The sequence below is a fragment of the Lentzea sp. NPDC102401 genome, assembly GCF_044765805.1.
GTDB lineage: Bacteria > Actinomycetota > Actinomycetes > Mycobacteriales > Pseudonocardiaceae > Lentzea > Lentzea sokolovensis.
The window spans coordinates 1-18,024 of sequence record NZ_JBIWKS010000002.1 but is presented as its reverse complement, the minus strand read 5'-3'; the positions used below and the strand labels follow the sequence as shown (position 1 = coordinate 18,024).

Sequence of the window (18,024 nt, the reverse complement as noted above, 5' to 3'; positions counted from 1 at the left end):
AAGTCATGCCCGTTCTCACAACCAGTTCCTCGGCGCGCCCGTCGTCCGGTGGCCGGACAGCAGTTCGGCCGCCGCCACCGCGTTGACCAGACCGGCACCCCGGGTCTTGACCACCGACGTACCCGGCGGGACCGGCACGTCGCAGAAACCCATGTCGACCACTACAGCGTCGGCGCGCTGGCGCAGCACTGCCGCCACGACCTGGTGCTGCCACGAGTCGGCGGTCTCGGCGCGGACGACGACCGCGACCGGGACATCAGCGGGGAACCGCACTCCGGCGATGTCACCGCGTTCGTGGATCTGGACGCCACCGACCGTGCCACCGAGTCTGCGCAACACTTCCTGCAGTCCCCACGGCACGCTGCCGCAGGAGATGTTCGGCTCCCCGCGCGCCTCGACGACGAACCACGACGCGGGTACCGGCGTCGGCCCGCCGATCTGGAGCGCGCGCCGGGCCGCACTCAACCCGACCCCGCCGAGATCCGCCTCCGGACCGCGCGGTGCGCTGCTCCACTCCTTCAACGCGGCGACCCGCCGCGCCGCTTCCTCCAGGCGGGACAGGGGAAGACCGCCGTCCTCGACCGCCCGCCGGACACCGTCCCTGATCAGCGCGCAGGTCTCCTCGCCGTCCTGCGGTCCGAGGATCATCAGGTCGACGCCCGCCTGCAGGGACCGCACGGCCGCGACGGCGAACCCGGCGTCCCCTCGTGCCGCCGTCATGTCCAGCGCGTCGCTGATCACCACGCCGTCGAACTCCAGCTCGCCGCGCAAGACGTCGGTGATGAACCGCCTGCTGAACGTCGCGGGTGTGCGGTCGATCGCGCGCGCGACGACGTGGCCGGTCATCACGGCCCGCACCCCGGCGCGGACGCACGCCTCGAACGGCAGCAGGTCCCTGGCCCTCAGCACCGGTTCCGGGTCGTGCACCGTGGGCAGCTGGAAGTGGGAGTCGACCGAGGTGGACCCGATGCCGGGGAAGTGCTTCGCGGTCGCCGCGACACCGTGCCGCTGGACGCCTTCGACGAACGCGGCCGCGTGTGCGGCGACCCTGGCCGCGTCGGCGCCGAACGACCGGGTGCCCATCAGCGGCATGCGTTGCCCGGGACAGACGTCGACGCTGGGCGCGAGGTTGACCGAGACACCCGCCTCGATCAGGTCCGCAGCGATCGAGGCGGCCACCTCGAAGGTCAGCTCCGGTTCGTCCACCGCGCCGAGCGCGAAGTTGCCGGGGTAGTTGCTGCCCCGGTGGTACTCCGCCCTGGTGATGTCACCGCCCTCCTCGTCGAGCGCGATGATCACGTCGGGTTGGTGGGCGCGCAACGGTTCCGCGACGACGGCACGGATCTGGCCGTCGATCAGGTCGAGGTTGGCACCGAACAACACGATGCCCGCGAGTCCGTCGTCCAGGTCGCGCTTCAGCCAGTCAGCGGGTACCGCGCCGCCGTAGGCGGGCAGCAGGCAGGAATTGACCAAAGTGGACAGTGACGTCATCGGCATACCTCGCGGTTCTCCGGGTCAGGCGCTCGGCGACCTGAACCGCAGTAGACATCCCACACCTATTGGCGCGCAACGCGTCCGACCCCGCACGGAGCAGTTGAACGCGAGTGCGCCCACCGTTGCGAGCGTTCGACCGAGGACGGCTCAGCACTTGAACAAGGCCGACCGTTCCACCACAGATGGTTAATCCTTGACAGTCGAGTGACCGTTGGCTGGAATTCCTACCGACTCCGGATTCGTCATTCATTCGCCGCCGCGCGGCCTCGGTCGTCCGAGCAGACCGCGCCTCGAGTCCTGGAAAGTTCCCAATGTCTGAACCTTTTCTGCATCGAGCGACATCGGAAACTCCCTACTTCAGCGCGGACGCCGAGACGTACCTCGCCAGAACACCCTTGCGGGACCTGACCAAGTCACTGCCGTTGCGCGTGCTGTCCGACGAGGACTTCCAGCACTGGCAGACCTACGGCTACGTCGTGGTCAAGCAGGCGATCGCCCGCTCCGCCGCCGCGGCGCTCCTGCGGTTCACCTGGGACTTCCAGGGCATGGACCCGGAACGCCCGCAGACCTGGTACCCGGAGCGGCCGTATCGATCCGATCTGGACCGCGATCTGCACGTCTACGGCTTCGTCGAGGCCTACCAGCACCAACTCCTGTGGGACAGCCGTCAGGCACAACGGGTCTACGACGCGTTCGTCGACGTCTGGGACTGCGAGGAGCTGTGGGTGTCGCTGGACAGGTTGAACCTCAACCCTCCCAACGTCGGCAACCGCGACCGCGCGCTCATCCCCACCACCGACACCGGGTTCGACATCACCCTGCACTGGGACGTCGATACCACTCTTTCCGTTCCACCGCAACGCGTTCAGGGCATCATCGCGCTCACCGACACCGAGGAGGGGCACGGCGGTTTCCAGTGCTCCCCCGAGCTGTTCCGCGAGTTCGACCGGTGGAAGGCGGTCCAACCGGACGGGCGCGACCCGTACCGCCCCGCCGCCGATCGCACCGAGTACCCCGTGCGGCGCCCGGAACTCGAAGCAGGTGATCTGCTCATCTTCAACGGCATGCTCGCGCACGGGGTGGCACCGAACACCTCTCGCGACGGGGTGCGCGCGGTCCAGTACCTCGCCATGATGCCCGCGCTGGAGTCGCACAAGGAGCTGCGGGAGTCCCGCGTCCGTTCATGGCGCGATCTCTCGACACCCGAGTGGAACCAGACGCTCCTCGGCGACGCCGTGCGGCACGAGTCGCAGCGGTATCCCGCCGCGACGTTGAACGGGCTCGGCCGCCGGCTGCTGGGACTGGACGACTGGGCGAGAGCGGACAGCGCGATCGGAGGTCCCGAATGCGCAAAGTCTGCCTGACGCTGCCCACGAACCGGGCCTGCGCCGAGACGATCACCGCGGTCGCGGGGGAGGCGGTGTACGCGGCCGAGCACTTCCCGGTCGAGGTGACCCTGCTGATCCTGGACTCGTCGGACGAGGCGACGCGGGCTCGGCACGCCCGCACCATCGCCGAGACCCCGTTGCCCGCGAACGTCACCGTCCTGCACCTGGACGAGGACGCCCAGCGGGAGTTCCTCACCTCGGTGGTGCAGGACGGCACCAAGCCGGACCTGCTGCTGGATCTCCTGCTGCCCGCCGGCCTGTCCTACGGCGCGTGCACCAACCGGGCGTTCCTGATCGCCGCCGCGCTCGGCTGCGATTCGGTGCACCGCAGGGACTCCGACAGCAGGTACCAGTGGATCGGTGGCACCCCTGTCTACCCCGTTCACCACGAACTGACCTCGCTCGGCAAGCGGGCCGGTGCCGCGGCGGGTGGCGTCACCGAGGTCCGGCTCGACCCGGCGGACAGCGGCAAACCCGTGGTGCTGGTGGGTGGTTCGTTCGTCGGTGAGCTCTCGGTGGACCTCGGCGAGGTCGCGAGCCAGGCACCGGACGTCTATTACGACGTCGTCAGCCTGTGGGCACCGCGTGACTGGCCGGAGCACCGCAAGAAGGAACTCGTCGATGAAGCCTTCGCCGGCGCCCGCGACGAGGTGTTCGAGCGCGACCGCTCCACACTGTCCGTTGTGGATCCGATGCGCGTGGACATGTGCAACATCGCGTTCCACCGGGTGCACGATCAGGTACCACTGGCTCCCGCGACCGACACCATCGGCAGCGACTACTTCCTGCACCACCTGGTGCACCACACCGGTTTGCCCAGCGTCGTGCACAACCGGCACATCGTGAACTTCCACACCGCCGAGAGGAAGACGCCGCAGGGGTTCGCGGCGTACCAGCTGCGGCTGGCCAAGTTCTTCCTGTCGATGCACTACCTCAACTTCATCTACGACAGGATGGCCGAAGCCGGTTCCTCGTTGCTGGACGACGGTTTCGACGTCCGCGCGCCGCTGGTCGCGAAGATCATCAGGGAGAGCACCGCGCTCCCCAAGGGTGAGAACGCCGAACGGGTCGACGTTCTCGTGCGTTCGTACCGCAAGCTGGGCGGCAGGTACGCGGACGTGGCCGCGCTCGTCGCCGAGCGCGGACCGCGGCTGCTCGCCGAGGCGGAGCAGGACATCGCCGACTTCGCGACGTTGACCGAGGAGTGGGAGACGCTCGTTCTCCGGAGCAGGGCCGTCCCGTTGCCTCAGGTGCGGTCAGCGCGATGAGGTTGAGCACACGGCTGCGGGCTGCACTGATCGCCGCCACCGAGGACCAGATCTTCTTCGATCTGGCCGGTGTCGAGGCGACGTACGACGCACTGGCCGGCGAGTTGCCCGGCGTGCACATCCGCTTCGCCATCAAGGCCTGTCCGGTCGACGACGTGCTGGCGTGCCTGGCACGCCGCGGCGCCGGCTTCGACGCGGCGAGTCCGCCCGAGATCGCGCAGGCACTGGCCACGGGCGTGCCGGTCGAGGACGTCCACTACGGCAACACGGTGAAGTCCGATCGCGACATCGCCGAGGTCTACCGCCTGGGCGTGCGCGACTTCGCCACCGACAGCGTCGAGGACGTCGCGGGGATCGCGGCCAACGCACCAGGGGCGAGGGTGTTCTGCCGCCTCGCCACCAGCGGGCAGGGCGCGTTGTGGGGACTCACCGGCAAGTTCGGTGGCTCGGCGGGGAACGCCGTGCAGGTGCTCACGGCGGCGCGGGACGCCGGCCTCGTCCCGTCCGGCCTCGCGATCCACGTGGGTTCGCAGCAGATGACCGTGCGCGCCTGGGAGGACGCCTTCGACCACCTGGCGCGGACGCTCGTCGAGCTGAACGCCGCAGGTGTCCACGTCGATCACGTCAACCTGGGCGGCGGGCTGCCCGCACTCGGCTACCTCGACCGCGACGGCACGCCGCTGCATCCGCCGCTGGCCGGCATCCTCGCGTCGATCCGGGCGGGCATGCGAGGGCTGCAACGGATTTCCCGCTCGCCGCTCACGTTCATCGTGGAGCCGGGCCGCCACCTGGTCGCCGATCACGGTGCGATCCGGGCGCACGCGGTACGACTGTCCACAAGAGAGCGACCCGACGGTTCCACCTCTTCCTGGCTGTACCTGAGCTGCGGCAAGTTCAACGGCCTGTACGAGATGGATCAGCTGTGTTACCAGCTGGTGTTCCCCGGCCATCCGGCGGAACAACGGGTTCCGGCCGTGGTCGCCGGGCCCACCTGCGATAGCGACGACACGTTCGGGCGCGGCCAGACCCGGCTCCTGGTACCGCCCGCCGTGGCTTCCGGGGATCCGGTGTGGGTGTTGTCGAGCGGTGCGTACGCCACGAGCTACATGACGCAGGGGTTCAACGGAATCGCCCCGCTGCGGGTCACCGCACTGCACGGCGCCCTGAAGTCTCAGGCACATGTCTGACGACGTCCGAACGCGGCGGATGCAGGCCGGCGACTGGCATCGGATCACCGAGCTGGAAGAGCGTGCCTACGCCGCAGCCGGCCTGTCGGAGGGCCCGGCCGTGCTCGCCTCCCGGGCCGGCACCACGCCGGAGCTGTGTCTCGTGCTGGAAACCCGCGACGGAGTGGCCGGGTACGTCATCGCTCTGCCGTACCCCGCCGCGCAGGTTCCCGACCTCACCCGGCGCGAGCACACGGCGTTCCGGTCGAACAACCTGCACCTGCACGACCTCGTGATCGCCGAGGAGTCGCGCGGGGCAGGCCTGGGGGCGTTGTTGTTCCGCAGGCTCGCCGCGATCGCGAGAACCCAGGCGTACGAACGGATCTCGCTGGTCGCCGTTGCGGGCAGCGAGACCTTCTGGTCCGCCGCGGGATTCCAGCCGGACGCCGACGTCGAGGTGCCCGGCACCTACGGCGAGAACGCGATCTACATGTCCAAACCTATCTGACGAGGCGGATGACCATGATCGATGCCGCAGGCGGCTTCCGGCGTGCCCAATTGGCCACCGGAGCCCTGTTCGGCCTGCTCGGCTTCCAGTACGCCACCTGGGCGACCAGGTTGCCCGCGATCAAGGACGAGCTCGGCCTGACCCCGGCGCAGATCGGGGTGCTGCTGCTGGCCACCGGCATCGGCGCGGTGGCGGCGTTCCCGGCGGTGGCGGTGCTGATGCGGCGGCTGGGATCGCGGCGGCTGGCAATCGTCTCCTGTGCCGTCCTGATGGTCGCGCTGGCAGGTTTGGCGGCGCTGCCCGGCTACCCCGCCGCGCTGGTGATCATGCTCGTCGACGGCGTGGCCGTGGCCTGTCTCAACGTGGCGATGAACGCGCAGGGAACCGCGCTCGAAGTGCGGTACGAACGCAGCACGATGGCCAAGCTGCACGCGGTCTTCAGCGGCGGGACGTTCCTCGCGGCCCTGCTGGCCACCGCCGTCACCGCCGCCACGTCGTCCCTGTTCGTCCACTTCGGACTCGCGATCGCGGTCATGGTGGTGCTCACCGCGTTCGCCCGCGGCGGCCTGCCCGCCGACGACCTCCCGGACGCCGCGCCGAAGGAGAAGAAGAAGCGGTGGGCACTGCCGAACCGCACCACCCTGTGGCTGGGCGCGGCGATGGTGTTCGGGACCGTCACCGAAGGCGCGATGAACGACTGGTCCGCGCTGTACCTGGAAGACGTCGTCGACGCCGCGCCCGAACTGGTGCCGCTGGGGGTGGCCACCGTGTCCGCGATGATGCTGCTGGCGCGGCTCTTCGCCGACGGGTGGCGCGCCCGCTGGGGCGACCGGCGAGTCGTGCTCGTCGGCGCCGCGCTGGCGTTCTCCGGACTCACGGTCGCGCTCGTGCTGGGCGGTCTGGTCCCGACGCTGCTCGGGTTCGCCTGCGTCGGCCTCGGCATGGCCGCCGTCACGCCCAGCCTCTACGTCGCCGCGACGAAGGAGGGCACGAACGCGCTGGCACTGGTGGCCACCATGGGGACCACGGGGTTGCTCGTCGGCCCGCCGGTGATCGGATTCGTCGCCAACGCGTCCGGCATGGTGTGGGGCATGGGAGCGGTTGCGCTGTCCGCGTTCCTCGTGACGCTTTGTGTCACGCCGATCCGCATGGACGCAGTGCCGGCGGGCAGCACGAGCAGCTGAGGTTCCGGTGGTGGCGGCAGGTTCGCCACCACCACCGGAAATCAGTCAGGCCGAGGTGCGGTGCCGTCGCTCCAACTCGTCGGCGAAGTCCCGCCAGGTGTCGCTGCACCGGCGGGCGAGGTCCGCGACCGTGCCGGTGCAGTGGGCGGGCATCTCGTCCACGAGTGCCCGCCAGTCCTGCGGGTCGATGACGCGGGTGCTGAGCCAGCGCAGCATTTCCCTGCCGCTCTGGGTGAACCGCAGCGACGGATCACTGACCAGGATCCGCATCACCACCGCCGCGTCCCGCTGCCCGCCGAACTCCGGCAGCGGGACCCTGCGCTGGGTGGACACGACCGGCGCCGCTGTGTGGGAGTCGCTCTCGACGCTCGCCCCCTCCTCGACGCCCGCCGCCGCGGTGCCCGTCCTCTCCTCGCCGGGCACCGGGTTCTCACCGCGCAGCACGCGATCCCGCACATCCGCCGCGGTGCCCAGCGAGATGCCAGCCTGCTTCGCGATCTGCCGCAGCGGCGTGCGGGGATCGGCCCTGATCAACGCACCCGCCGACCTGCGCCCCTCCGCCGCGCTCAACGGGCGGCGCCGGCCGTCTCGTCCGATGCGGGTCTGCGATGCCGACGAGCTCGCTCCGTGTTGCGCGCGAACGTTCCGCACGGTCTTCGAGGCCAGTCCGGTGGCCGCGGCGACCGCCCGGTCCGACAGGTGTGGGTGCGACCCCAGGATCCGCACGGCCGCGGCTCGCCTGTCCGCGGGCGAGAGCGGCATCCCGTGGTCGGCGTTCAGGCGCACGGCGAGCAGGAACAGGTCCTCTTCCGGAAGGTCGACGAACCTCACGGCGATTCGGTCGTCCCCCCGCAGCAGTGCGGCGCGGACGCGGTGCATGCCGTCGACGACGCGCATCGTCGGCCGGTGCACCACAATGGGCGGGAGTTCACCTTCCACCTGCGTCAACATGCGCACGTAGTCGGGATCTTCCGCCTGCAAGCGCGGTGAGTCGGCCGTGTGCAACAAGGCGATCGGAACCGACAGCACCTCTCCCGCACCGGACTGGCCGAGCAGAATCACACCTGTCTCCGCCGGGTTCTCAACGATGGTCATGTTCTTCCGTAGCCCCCAAATCGTACGGATTTCATCTCAGCTCGGCCAAGCTCTCAGCGCGGCCCCCCGCGCCCACGTGGCGAACTGTTGTGCCGGTGTACCCCCGTTCACTGATAAGCACGCGCCTGCAGCCGGAACAACTCGCCGTACGTTCCGCCGCTGTCCACCAGTTCCGCGTGCGTACCTGCTTCCACCACCCGTCCTCCGTCGAGCACGACGATCAGGTCCGCCGTGCGCACCGTCGAAAACCGGTGGGAGACGAACAAAGTGACCGCTCCGCGCGCTTTCGCACCGGAGCGAGCCAGTTCGTGGAACCGTGCGAACAAAGCGGATTCCGCGGTCGCGTCCAGCGCAGAGGCCGGCTCGTCCAGGACCAGCAGCAGCGGTCCCCGTCTCACCAGAGCCCTGGCAAGGCCGACTTTCTGCCACTGCCCACCGGACAGCTCCGCGCCGTCGCCGTAGCCGTGCCCGAGCAGACCGTCCAGCCCACCGGGCACCAGGTCGAGCAGCTGTCCGGCGCCGGCCGACCGCACCGCCTCGCGGAGCAGGTGGTCGTCGTCGAGGTGAGCCAGGGCGCCGGCGCCGACGTTCTCGCGCAGGAGCAGCTCCAGCCGGGCGAAGTCCTGGAAGAGAGGTGCGACTCCAGCGGACCACTCCGGTGCCGGGATGTCGCTCAGATCGGTGTCGTCGGCGAGTATGCGCCCGCTGGTGGGCTGGTACATCCCGCACAGCAGCTTGACCAGTGTGCTCTTCCCCGCGCCGTTCTCGCCGACGAGCGCGACGGTGCTTCCGGCGGGAAGGGTGAGGCTGACATCGTCGAGCCGCTTCTCCCCCGCTCCGGGGTAGCGGAAACCGACGCCTTCCAGCGTGATGCCGCGGGACAACGCACGAGGGGCCGGTGACGTGGCCGGGCGCCGTTGTTCCCCGGTGGCGATGCGTTCGAGGTCGGCGAGCCGGGACAGCGTGCGCCCGGCGCTCTGCACCGTGCTCAGCAGGCTGAGCACGGCGGCGACCTGCGCACTGACCTGGACCGCGAGGACCACGACGAGGACGAGGTCGGCGACTCCCGCCCGGCCCTGCAGCGCAGCGCTCACCACGAGGACGATCGCCGTGCCGTAGCAGAGCGCGAAGAACAACTGCCCCAGGGCGCGCGTGACCGCGGCGCGCAGCTGGGCGCTGTTGGCGAGCCGGTTCGCGCTGGCCCGGCTCGCCCGGTACAGCCGCACGATCTCGTCTTCGGCACCGTTCAACCGCAACTCGCGAACGGTGTCCGCAGAGGTCGCGTACGTCAGGAGGTGCATGGCGCGGCGCTCGTCCGCCGCGCTCGCGACCTTGGCGCCGTCGAAGATCGCGTCGGCCCGGCGGCTGGCGAGCACCGGCAGCACGGCCGCCACGGGCAGCAGAGCGAGCCACGGCACCAGCATCCCGAGCAGCACCATGGTCACGAGTGCTTGCAGGACGAGGCCGCACAGCTGAAGCGCCGCCTCCAGAGCGGCGCGGGTGTCGGAGAGGTCCCTGCGCACCACGGAAAGCGTGTCGGCGAACTTCTCGTCGTCGAAGTGCGCGATGGCCGGCACCCCGTTGGTGATCCGGGCCAGGCGTTCCCGCAGCGCCGCTTCCTGGGACTCACCGGCTTCGTAGTACAGCAGGTGCGCGAAGTGACCCATCAGCAGTTCCACGACCAGCACCACGGCGGTCGCGACCGCGAGCCACACCACCACGCCGGACGCACCGCCGACCGCCGCGTCGGTGATCTCCCTCAGCAGCAGGGCGATCCCCGGAGTGGCCAGGTAGCCGGCCACCAGGAGCAGTGCCGCGCCCAGCATCTTTCGGGGATGGGCGCGGAAGGACGGCATGAGCACCGGCAAGACGGCGCCGAAGGCCGTGCGCATCAGGCACCACCCGCCGCGATGCGGTCCACCGTGTCCTCGAACTGGCTGGCCTGCAACAGGAAGAGCTCGGCGTATCGGCCTCCGGCCGCCACGAGTTCGTCGTGCGACCCGCGTTCGAGAACTCTTCCTTCTTCCAGCACCACGATCTGGTCCGCGTGTCGCACCGCGGAGAACCGGTGGGAGATCACCACGCTCGTCAGGCCGCGGGTGAGTTCCAGGAACTCGTCGAAGAACCGCGCCTCCGCGCGCACGTCCAGCTGTGCGGTCGGCTCGTCCATCACGAGCACGCGGGCGCCGTGCTCGACCGCGTAAAAGGCTCGTGCGAGAGCGACGCGCTGCCACTGCCCGCCGGACAGCTCGCGCCCGCCTTCGTACTGTCGCGAAAGGACGGTCTCACCGCCGAGGGGCAGCTCGGTGACGAGCGCGCGCAGTCCCGCTCTGTCGATCGCCCGCTCCAGCGCGGCGCGGACCGCACCGGGCTCGGTCACGTGCGGCGCGCCCATGCGAATGTTGGTGTGCAAGGACAGTTCGTACCGCGCGAAGTCCTGGAAGACCACCGCGCACCGGCGTCGCCACACCCGCGGGTGCACGTCAAGCAGATCCACCCCTCCCGCGGTCACCCGCCCGGACTCCGGATCGTGCAACCGGGTCAGCACCTTCACCAGGGTCGTCTTCCCAGAGCCGTTCAGCCCGACGATCGCAGTGGATCGCCCGGCCTCGATCTCCAGGTCGAGGTGGTCGAGCACGGTCCGTTCGCCGTCGTCGTAGCGGAACACGACGTCCTCGAACCGGATGGTGCCCGGCAGTTCCGCCGTGCTGCCGCTGTCCGCGACCGGATCGGTCGCCAGCTTCTCAAACTCCCGCAACGACCTGAACCCGCTCATCCCGTACTGCGTCTTGGTGTCGCTCTCCGGGAAGTAGACGCCGAACCGCAGCGGGACGAGAACGCTCTGCAGCACGATCGCCAGTTCGAACAGGGACGTGCCGCCGCGCGAGATCGCCTGCGCGAGCACGAGGAAAGCCGCGGCCGCGCCGAGCAGGCCCGCGACGCCGAGCAGGACGAACGGCCAGAGAAGCAGCTTTCTCCTACCGATCCACAACGGACGCAGGAAGCCCTCGGTCTCCGTGCCCAGGCGGCGCACCAGCCAGTCCAGCAACCCGAGCACCCGCACCTCCTTGGCGATGCGATGACCGGAGGACAGGTCCGCCAGGTAGTGCAGGCGACGGCGGTTGGCCGCCAGGCGGTCCCACAGCGCGCCGAAGCGTCCCAGGGATCCTCGCTGGCCGAAGCGGATCGCCAGCGCAGTGAGGCCGACCAGCACGGCGGGCCCGGCACCCAGCACCACGCCGATGAGCACGACCGCCCCCGCGAGGTTCACGTACCGGTACACCAGCAGGAGCGTCGCCGCGACCGCGTCGCCGGGGGAGAGCGAGTACTTCTCGAACCCTCCCCTGGTCTGTTCCAGCAGGTCCTGGCTGTCCTGCCGCACCAGTGAGCGCAACGGCACGCGGGACAACGCCGCCGACATCAGGCGTGCGGCACAGTGATCGTCGACCCGCCGTGCGATGCCTTCCGCCACGGCGAAGCGGAAGGGCGTCGCGACCTGTTCCACCGCGAAGGCCCCGACCGCGAGCACCACCGCCGCAGTGGCCTGCTGCCAGTGCTGGTCTGCGGCGAACTGCGAGACGATCACCGGTACGCGCGCCAGGACGTCCGCCATCAGCACGATGAAACACAGGGGAAGCAGGCCGAGGACGACGTTGATGACCAGCGCGGTAACCACGCGTGCGGAGCCGGCTTCCAGCGCGAGGCGCCAGATCGACTGCCAGTGCTGCCATCGCCTGCCGAGTGCCACCGACAGCTTGTGCGCACGTAAAAGCACTACCAACCTGGTCCCTCCCCCAAAGTGACCGTACTGGTTCAGACCAAAACCGTGTCAGCAGACATGTGCACTGTCAAGGCGAATCGGCGCGTCGCGACGTTTCCGGTTGGCCGTGTCCGGTCACCGCAGACGAATAGGGACAACCTGGTCGCGTTCAACCGCCAACGTCCCCCACTTGAACACGCGTCGATTGACGATTTCGGGACACCGCACTGAGCATGGGCGAGGTGAGCGACCATTCCGTTCCCGCGCAGTCCCTTCCGCTGTCCGTCACCGACAACCGCACCGGCCAGGCTCCTCTCACGTGGGCGCAGCGCGTGCAGTGGAACGACACGGAGTGGATGAAGCCGCACGATCATCACTTCAACCACGGCAGAGTGATCGCCGTTCCTCCCGGACACGACCTGCCGGGCGTGGCGGACATTATCGCCCACCTGGTGCGAAAGCACGAATGTCTCCGCACCAGGTATCCGGTCGACGCGACCGGAGCCCCGTATCAGGAGTTGCGTCCGACCGAAGAGTTCTCGGTGTCCGTCTACGAGACACCGGAACCGGACGAGGAGGCCGCCTCCGCACTGTGCGAGCGCCTGCGCGCCCAACGGTTCGACCTGTCGGCCGAGCTGCCGCTGCGTGTGTCCATAGTGGCCAGTGACGAGAAGCCCGCGCACCTGGTGCTGGTGCTGTCCCACGTCACGATCGACTACGCCGGTCTGGGCCTGCTGACCGACGAGCTGAAAGCCCTCCTGGCCGGCGACGACACCCCGGCCGCCCCGCGGCACCAGCCGTTCGACCAGGCCGCGAGCGAGGCGACGGAGCTGGATCAGCAGCGATCGGCCGCCGCACTGGGGTACTGGGAACAGGTGCTCCGCGCCGCACCCGCCACCACGTTCGACTCGCCGAGCGAGCCTCCACCACCAGAGGACGACCCGCGCAGGTTCGCCCAGCTCACCATGACCTCACCCGCTCTGACCTCGGCCACCCGAACGGTGGCGAGCAGGCTGGAGGTCAGCAGCACCACCGTGCTGATGGCGGCGCTGAGCGTCGTGCTCTGCCGAGTCACCTCCAAGGAAGCCGTGCCGCTGAAGCTGATCGCGTCCAACCGCGGCCTCGCCGGCCTCCGTGACCTCGTGGGCATCGCCCTGGGCAGCACCGTCGTCCTGGTCCCGACCCGCGACAGGACCTTCGCCGAGGTCATCCGCGACACCGCCGGCGCATCGATGCGGGCCTACCGCAGAGCCCGGTGCAATCCTGTTGCGCTGGCGGAACTTCGCGCCGACGTCAGTGCCGAACGCGGCGAGGTGGACATCGAGCTGGCTTGCGGGTTCAACGACATCCGCACACCCGCGCCCACCGACGACGAACCGGCTTTCGACCCCCTCAGCCCCACCGAGCTGCAGTGGGAGGAACCGTTCCCGCGCCAGGAGACGAAACTCTGGTACTGGGTCAGCAACTTCGAAGGAGTCGACGTCCACCACGCCCTGGTTGACACGCACGTCCTGTCCAGGGAACGAACGGAACACCTGCTTCGGGAGATCGAGAACCTCGTCGTGTCGGCCGCAACACCCTTGTGAGATCGGGAGTTCGTCCAGTCTGCTCGCGAGTGCGAGCAGACTTTTCCTTCCTGTCAAACCTTTTCTGAAACACGCGGTCGCCGCGCGCCACTCGTCCGATGCCGTCGTCGCAGTTAGGCTCGGAGGAGTGAGCAACTTATTCCAGCGTCCGTCCGGGCCGGTCGAGCACGTCGAGCGCGCGCTGTGCGTGGCCGCACATCCGGACGACCTCGACTTCGGCAGTGCGGGCACCGTGGCGACGTGGACCGCGGCCGGCACCGAGGTCACCTACTGCATCCTCACCGACGGCGACGCCGGCGGCTTCGACGAGAAGGTGGCGCGCGAGGAGATCGGACCGCTGCGCCAGGCCGAGCAGCGCGCCGCGGCGGCCGCCGTCGGCGTGACCGACGTGCGGTTCCTCGGGTACCCGGACGGCCGGCTGGAGCCGAGCCTGGACCTGCGCCGCGACCTCGCACGGGTGATCCGGGAGGTCCGGCCGCAGCGGGTCGTCACCAGCTCGCCCGAGCGGAACTGGCAGTGGATCGACAACTCACACCCCGACCACCTGGCGACCGGTGAGGCGACGCTGCGCGCGGTGTACCCCGACGCCCGCAACCCGTTCGCCTTCCCGGAACTGCTGGACGACGAGGGACTCCAGGCGTGGGCGGCGAGCGAGGTGTGGCTCTACGGCACCGAGCGTGCCGATCACACGGTGGACGTCACCGACGTCGTCAAGCGCAAGGTGGCAGCGCTCAGCAGTCACGTTTCACAGGTCGCCCACCTCGACGTGGAGGCGTACACCACCGAGTGGATGGGACTCACGGCCAAGCGGTTCGGGCTGCCCGAAGGGCGGCTCGTCGAGGCCTTCCAGGTCGTCCACACCGCTTGACCGATCGGGTGCCGGCCCTCGGGTGGAGTCTGCGCCGAGGCGAACGTACTCACCCGGCGGGCCGACGACTTCCCCCGCTGGTACCAGGACATCATCAGCAATGCGGAGCTGGCCGACAACGGGCCGGTGCGGGGGACGATGGTGATCCGGCCGACGGGCTGTGCGCTGTGGGAGCGCGTGGTGAGTGAGATCGACGCGCGGATCAAGGCGGCCGGCGTCCAGAATGCCTACTTCCCGATGTTCGTCCCGGAGGAGTACTTCGCACGCGAAGCAGACCATGTCGAGGGTGGCGCTATCCGCGTTCTCTGACGGCGGTTGTTCGTGAATGATGACGGCGGGGCTTGATCGCCCAAGTCGATGTTCACGAATGTTGAGTGCAATCATTTCGGAACCGGACATCACGTGGTGCCTTTCACCCGCTGTCCCGCGTGCGCGCACCGGCCGCAGCATGGCACGGACGTCGTGACACATCGAGGACCCCGCGTCGTTCAACCGGGGATCCGTGTGCGGTTGAACGAGTGTCTGGAAGCCTCGGCGTGGCAACACTTCCGCGGCTTGTCCGAGTTCGCGGAACGCGCGCAAACCGAAAGAGACCAGTCCATGATCGATTCGTGGACCGGCTCCGGGTCCACAGAGGAGCTCGTGGTGGGAATTCTGCGGGAGATCCTCGGCTCGCTGCCCGGCGGCACCGACCTCACGCCGGACGACAGGTTGCTGGACCTCGGAATGACCTCGTTCCGGCTGATGCAGGTGCTCATCGCGCTGGTGCGGGCGTTCGCCGTCGAACTGCCCGACTCGGCGTTGCGCCTGGAGACGTTCGAGTCCGCCGGCTCGATCGCGGCCGTCGTCGCTCGCTGACGAGCGAGCAGCCGGCCACATGACATCCAGCGGCGACACCGGGGTCCACCTGTCAGACATCAGAGTCGCATTAGGACAGACCGTGCCGCTCGACGAGCTGCAAGGCGCTAACGTCGTGGCCAACCGCGAGGCACTTCGCGATGCCGGAGCCACCGGTGCGGCAGTGTCGGACGAACCGGCGGTGGTGACGGCGGCCGGCCTTTTGCGCCTTGCACAGGACCGGGAAGAGGCCATCACCAGCGTCGTATACACGACGGAGAACTTCGAGGGCTCCGCGCCGTCGGACCTGATCGGCAGACTCATGCACCTGTCGGGGCGCGAGCTCACTCCCGCCTGCGCGGTGACGGGAAACGGTTGTGCGAACCTGGGATTCGCGTTGCTGAACGCCGCCGAGCAGTGCCGGCGGACGGGCCCAGTCGCCGTCGTGTCTGCGGACAGGGCCCATCCTGACGTGCGGGTGCTGACCGACAGCATGAGCCTCCTCGGTGATGCCGTCGGTGTCTGCACCGTCACCGCCGGACCTCCGGCCGACCCTGGTTTCCAGCTCGCCGCGCTGCGGACGACGGCGTCAAGCGGGCCACCGGTGTCGTGCTCGACGCCGCGGGGTGGACGGCACAGGACGTGGAGGGAATGCTGGTCGGCGCGTACTTCGTCGGGGCACGGCGATTTCTCGCACACGCGTCCGGGATCGCGCGCCAGTCGTGCCGGCCGTCACGGCCGGACACTGCCATTCCACAGATGTGCTGCGAGGTCTGGCTGATCTCGTGGAGGACCGGCCGCTGCCAGACGGCGCGCCGATCCTCGTGCTCGCGTCCAACCGCAGTTCGTGGTCCGTGTTCGCATTGCGCCACCGCGCCGGCTGACGAAGACGGTCACCGCTCCTAACCAGACGAAAGGCATGAGTGTGAAGACGGTGGGGGAAATTCGGGTTTCGACCGTGGTGATGACTCACCCCGCTCGCCTGCACCAGGCGGAGCAGCTCCAGCGGCGCCATCCCGACCTCGGCATCGAGATCGTGCTGGACCCGGAGCCGGACGGGAAACCAGCCACCTTGCGCACCGCGAAGCTCGCGTGGAGCAAGATTCGCGAGGGAGCCACGCACCACATGGTGTTGCAGGAGGACGTGCAGCTCTGCACCGACTTCAGCTCCCTCATGCACCACGGGTTGCAGGTCGCGCCGGAAGGTGCGATCTCGTTCTTCGCGTGCTGGACGATGTCCACCGCGCAGGCGATACGGCTCGCGGCGGTGTGCGGCGCCTCGTGGACACCGGTGGTGGACTCGTGGACGCCCACCCTGGCGTTGGTCCTGCCCGCCGAGGTGGCGCGCGGGTTCGCGGGCTTCGCAGAGCAGTACGCCAGCGACAAGCCCGACAACCGGGCGATGGCCGAGTACCTGGCCGACCGCGACCTGACCACCTATGTCTCGGTGCCGAACCTGGTGGAGCACCGTCCCACGCAGAGCTTGCTGCTCAACGACCTGCTCTACGGGGCGCGTCACTCCACGGTGTTCCCGGCGTCGGCCGACGTGGGTCCGGCACCGTTCACCGAGCGGATCGCTACACCGCCCGCGGTCGCGAACCTGGGGCGGGGCGATTTCGAGTCGTTCTGCCACTACGACCCACTGATCGGCTGGCCGCGGTCGTCGACGGCGCCGGGTCCCGAGGTCCTGATGACCTACGGCATGACCGCTGTCGAGCTGGGCGAGGCGTTCGCCAGCGACCTGGACTACCACCCGGAGGCGACCGCGAACGGACTGAGCGAGAGCCTCCTGTTCCAGCTGTGGACCGCGGCATTCATCCAGGGCCACGTCGCCAGGGCGATGCTCTGCGACCAGGGCTCCCTCGACTTCGACGCGGCGCTCGACGGCAACCGCTGGGCCCGGACCGCCCTGAGCACGTTCCCCGCGAGCGCGCTGCGCCGGACGTACCCCCGTGCCGTCCTCGCGCGCCTGGCCGAGCAGCTGACCCCGCTGTGCATCTCCGCGATGCGCTCCGGTTTCTCTGCGGTGGACCACTGGCCCGGACTCGCGGCGCTGTGGCGGCCGGACCAGCACGAGATCCGGCCCCGCTGGAACCAGGGCGACAAGGTCACCGCCGAGGCGCTGTCGTGAAGATCAGCGTCGTCGTCCCCGCCTACAACGCGGCCGCCGGTCTGTAGGGACTCCTGCTCAGCCTCACGTGCCAGGACTGCCACACGTCTATCCCGGTGACAAGCTCTGCCTGTACGAACCTGGCGAGTGGCGATCGAACAAGCCCATTGCCGACACTGTCCTGCCATGGACGGCCGAATGGCTCTACCACTACGAGATCTGGCTCATTACCGGCGAATGGACAGGTGGAGGCGAGTGGCCGGGCGTAGACAGCATTTGATGTCTGGACGTAGTACCGCCCTTCATACTGTGTCCGAGCGAAGAGCTCGTCAACAGGCTGCTTGCAAGGAACCTGAACTGCGCCGAGACCAACACACGTGGGCTGCGGGACAGCTCAGTTCGAGGTCGATCAGGTCAGTTCGCGCCGATTCAGCGCCGTTTGGCAAGTTCACCCGTTCGTGGACGACCCCACTTGCCGTTGGTCAAAAATAAGGAGCCAGCGGCTCCTGATTCGCTCCTTGATCTGCCTGTTGATCACGGAATTGATGATCAAGCAAAGATCGTTTCGAGCGCATAAAAAAGCCCGTTGACCTGGACTTTCACCCAGAATCAGCGGGCTGATTCAGACCGTCGGGACGACAGGATTTGAACCTGCGACCCCTTGACCCAATGCCACGTAGCTTAAGTTGATCTTGGTGTGGGGTTGAAGTGGGTAGAACCGGATGGTGGCGGGTCCGGGGTGTCGGGTGCTGGCGGGTTC

Annotated in this window: 15 protein-coding genes; 11 read left to right on the top strand and 4 right to left on the bottom strand. The window is 68.8% G+C overall.

Translation table 11 applies throughout. From position 1 onward, the window contains the following. Window positions 1–15 precede the first annotated feature (15 nt). Window positions 16–1,491: a glycoside hydrolase family 3 protein gene (locus ACIRG5_RS06150; RefSeq protein WP_402900967.1), complete on the bottom strand. Its 1,476-nt coding sequence runs from the start codon at window positions 1,489–1,491 to the stop codon at window positions 16–18. A gap of 314 nt (window positions 1,492–1,805) precedes the next feature. Between ACIRG5_RS06150 and ACIRG5_RS06145 the strand changes: the two genes are divergently transcribed. From ACIRG5_RS06145 to ACIRG5_RS06125, 5 genes are read left to right on the top strand one after another with little or no spacing between them, the layout of a single operon-like run. Further along, window positions 1,806–2,858, top strand: coding sequence for a phytanoyl-CoA dioxygenase family protein (locus ACIRG5_RS06145; protein ID WP_402900964.1), 1,053 nt, complete (start codon window positions 1,806–1,808; stop codon window positions 2,856–2,858). Then, on the top strand, window positions 2,840–4,150 hold the full coding sequence (locus ACIRG5_RS06140) for a DUF6271 family protein (protein ID WP_402900961.1): 1,311 nt from the start codon (window positions 2,840–2,842) through the stop codon (window positions 4,148–4,150). The genes ACIRG5_RS06145 and ACIRG5_RS06140 overlap by 19 nt, the downstream gene beginning before the upstream one ends. Continuing rightward, a complete protein-coding gene (locus tag ACIRG5_RS06135) occupies window positions 4,147–5,337 on the top strand; it encodes a type III PLP-dependent enzyme (RefSeq protein ID WP_402900958.1) in 1,191 nt (396 codons plus the stop codon). Before ACIRG5_RS06140 ends, ACIRG5_RS06135 begins: the two co-directional genes overlap by 4 nt. Further along, entirely contained in the window at window positions 5,330–5,824 is a 495-nt protein-coding gene (locus tag ACIRG5_RS06130) for a GNAT family N-acetyltransferase (RefSeq protein WP_402900955.1), read from the top strand. Before ACIRG5_RS06135 ends, ACIRG5_RS06130 begins: the two co-directional genes overlap by 8 nt. Window positions 5,825–5,832: 8 nt before the next feature. Further along, complete coding sequence (locus ACIRG5_RS06125) at window positions 5,833–7,008, top strand: MFS transporter (protein WP_402900952.1); 1,176 nt, start codon at window positions 5,833–5,835, stop codon at window positions 7,006–7,008. Between the two features lie 45 nt (window positions 7,009–7,053). Here ACIRG5_RS06125 and ACIRG5_RS06120 read toward each other — a convergent pair whose 3' ends face one another. From ACIRG5_RS06120 to ACIRG5_RS06110, 3 genes are all read right to left on the bottom strand, one after another. Continuing rightward, window positions 7,054–8,103: a ParB/RepB/Spo0J family partition protein gene (locus ACIRG5_RS06120; protein ID WP_402900949.1), complete on the bottom strand. Its 1,050-nt coding sequence runs from the start codon at window positions 8,101–8,103 to the stop codon at window positions 7,054–7,056. Between the two features lie 107 nt (window positions 8,104–8,210). Continuing rightward, complete coding sequence (locus ACIRG5_RS06115; RefSeq protein WP_402900946.1) at window positions 8,211–9,995, bottom strand: ABC transporter ATP-binding protein; 1,785 nt, start codon at window positions 9,993–9,995, stop codon at window positions 8,211–8,213. Beyond that, on the bottom strand, window positions 9,995–11,878 hold the full coding sequence (locus ACIRG5_RS06110; protein WP_402900944.1) for an ABC transporter ATP-binding protein: 1,884 nt from the start codon (window positions 11,876–11,878) through the stop codon (window positions 9,995–9,997). Before ACIRG5_RS06110 ends, ACIRG5_RS06115 begins: the two co-directional genes overlap by 1 nt. A 227-nt stretch (window positions 11,879–12,105) precedes the next feature. On the opposite strand from ACIRG5_RS06110, the gene ACIRG5_RS06105 reads away from it, so the two are divergent. The 6 genes from ACIRG5_RS06105 (at window position 12,106) to ACIRG5_RS06080 (ending at window position 17,285) form a co-directional block, all read left to right on the top strand. Further along, complete coding sequence (locus ACIRG5_RS06105) at window positions 12,106–13,449, top strand: condensation domain-containing protein (RefSeq protein ID WP_402900942.1); 1,344 nt, start codon at window positions 12,106–12,108, stop codon at window positions 13,447–13,449. A gap of 127 nt (window positions 13,450–13,576) precedes the next feature. Continuing rightward, window positions 13,577–14,317, top strand: a complete 741-nt coding sequence (locus tag ACIRG5_RS06100) for a PIG-L deacetylase family protein (RefSeq protein ID WP_402900939.1) — start codon at window positions 13,577–13,579, stop codon at window positions 14,315–14,317. Between the two features lie 180 nt (window positions 14,318–14,497). Beyond that, a complete protein-coding gene (locus ACIRG5_RS06095; RefSeq protein WP_402900936.1) occupies window positions 14,498–14,626 on the top strand; it encodes a hypothetical protein in 129 nt (42 codons plus the stop codon). Between the two features lie 291 nt (window positions 14,627–14,917). Continuing rightward, window positions 14,918–15,175 (top strand): phosphopantetheine-binding protein, encoded by a 258-nt coding sequence (locus tag ACIRG5_RS06090; protein WP_402900934.1) that lies wholly within the window; start codon window positions 14,918–14,920, stop codon window positions 15,173–15,175. Between the two features lie 82 nt (window positions 15,176–15,257). Beyond that, entirely contained in the window at window positions 15,258–15,935 is a 678-nt protein-coding gene (locus ACIRG5_RS06085; RefSeq protein WP_402900931.1) for a hypothetical protein, read from the top strand. Between the two features lie 183 nt (window positions 15,936–16,118). Further along, window positions 16,119–17,285, top strand: a complete 1,167-nt coding sequence (locus ACIRG5_RS06080) for a hypothetical protein (protein ID WP_402900928.1) — start codon at window positions 16,119–16,121, stop codon at window positions 17,283–17,285. Window positions 17,286–18,024: the final 739 nt, after the last annotated feature.

Bases quoted from the DNA above. Each gene is read 5' to 3' on its own strand.
- ACIRG5_RS06150 (WP_402900967.1), bottom strand. From the start codon at position 1,491: ATGACGTCACTGTCCACTTTGGTCAATTCCTGCCTGCTGCCCGCCTAC.
- ACIRG5_RS06145 (WP_402900964.1), top strand. From the start codon at position 1,806: ATGTCTGAACCTTTTCTGCATCGAGCGACATCGGAAACTCCCTACTTC.
- ACIRG5_RS06140 (WP_402900961.1), top strand. From the start codon at position 2,840: ATGCGCAAAGTCTGCCTGACGCTGCCCACGAACCGGGCCTGCGCCGAG.
- ACIRG5_RS06135 (WP_402900958.1), top strand. From the start codon at position 4,147: ATGAGGTTGAGCACACGGCTGCGGGCTGCACTGATCGCCGCCACCGAG.
- ACIRG5_RS06130 (WP_402900955.1), top strand. From the start codon at position 5,330: ATGTCTGACGACGTCCGAACGCGGCGGATGCAGGCCGGCGACTGGCAT.
- ACIRG5_RS06125 (WP_402900952.1), top strand. From the start codon at position 5,833: ATGACCATGATCGATGCCGCAGGCGGCTTCCGGCGTGCCCAATTGGCC.
- ACIRG5_RS06120 (WP_402900949.1), bottom strand. From the start codon at position 8,103: ATGACCATCGTTGAGAACCCGGCGGAGACAGGTGTGATTCTGCTCGGC.
- ACIRG5_RS06115 (WP_402900946.1), bottom strand. From the start codon at position 9,995: ATGCGCACGGCCTTCGGCGCCGTCTTGCCGGTGCTCATGCCGTCCTTC.
- ACIRG5_RS06090 (WP_402900934.1), top strand. From the start codon at position 14,918: ATGATCGATTCGTGGACCGGCTCCGGGTCCACAGAGGAGCTCGTGGTG.
- ACIRG5_RS06080 (WP_402900928.1), top strand. From the start codon at position 16,119: ATGACTCACCCCGCTCGCCTGCACCAGGCGGAGCAGCTCCAGCGGCGC.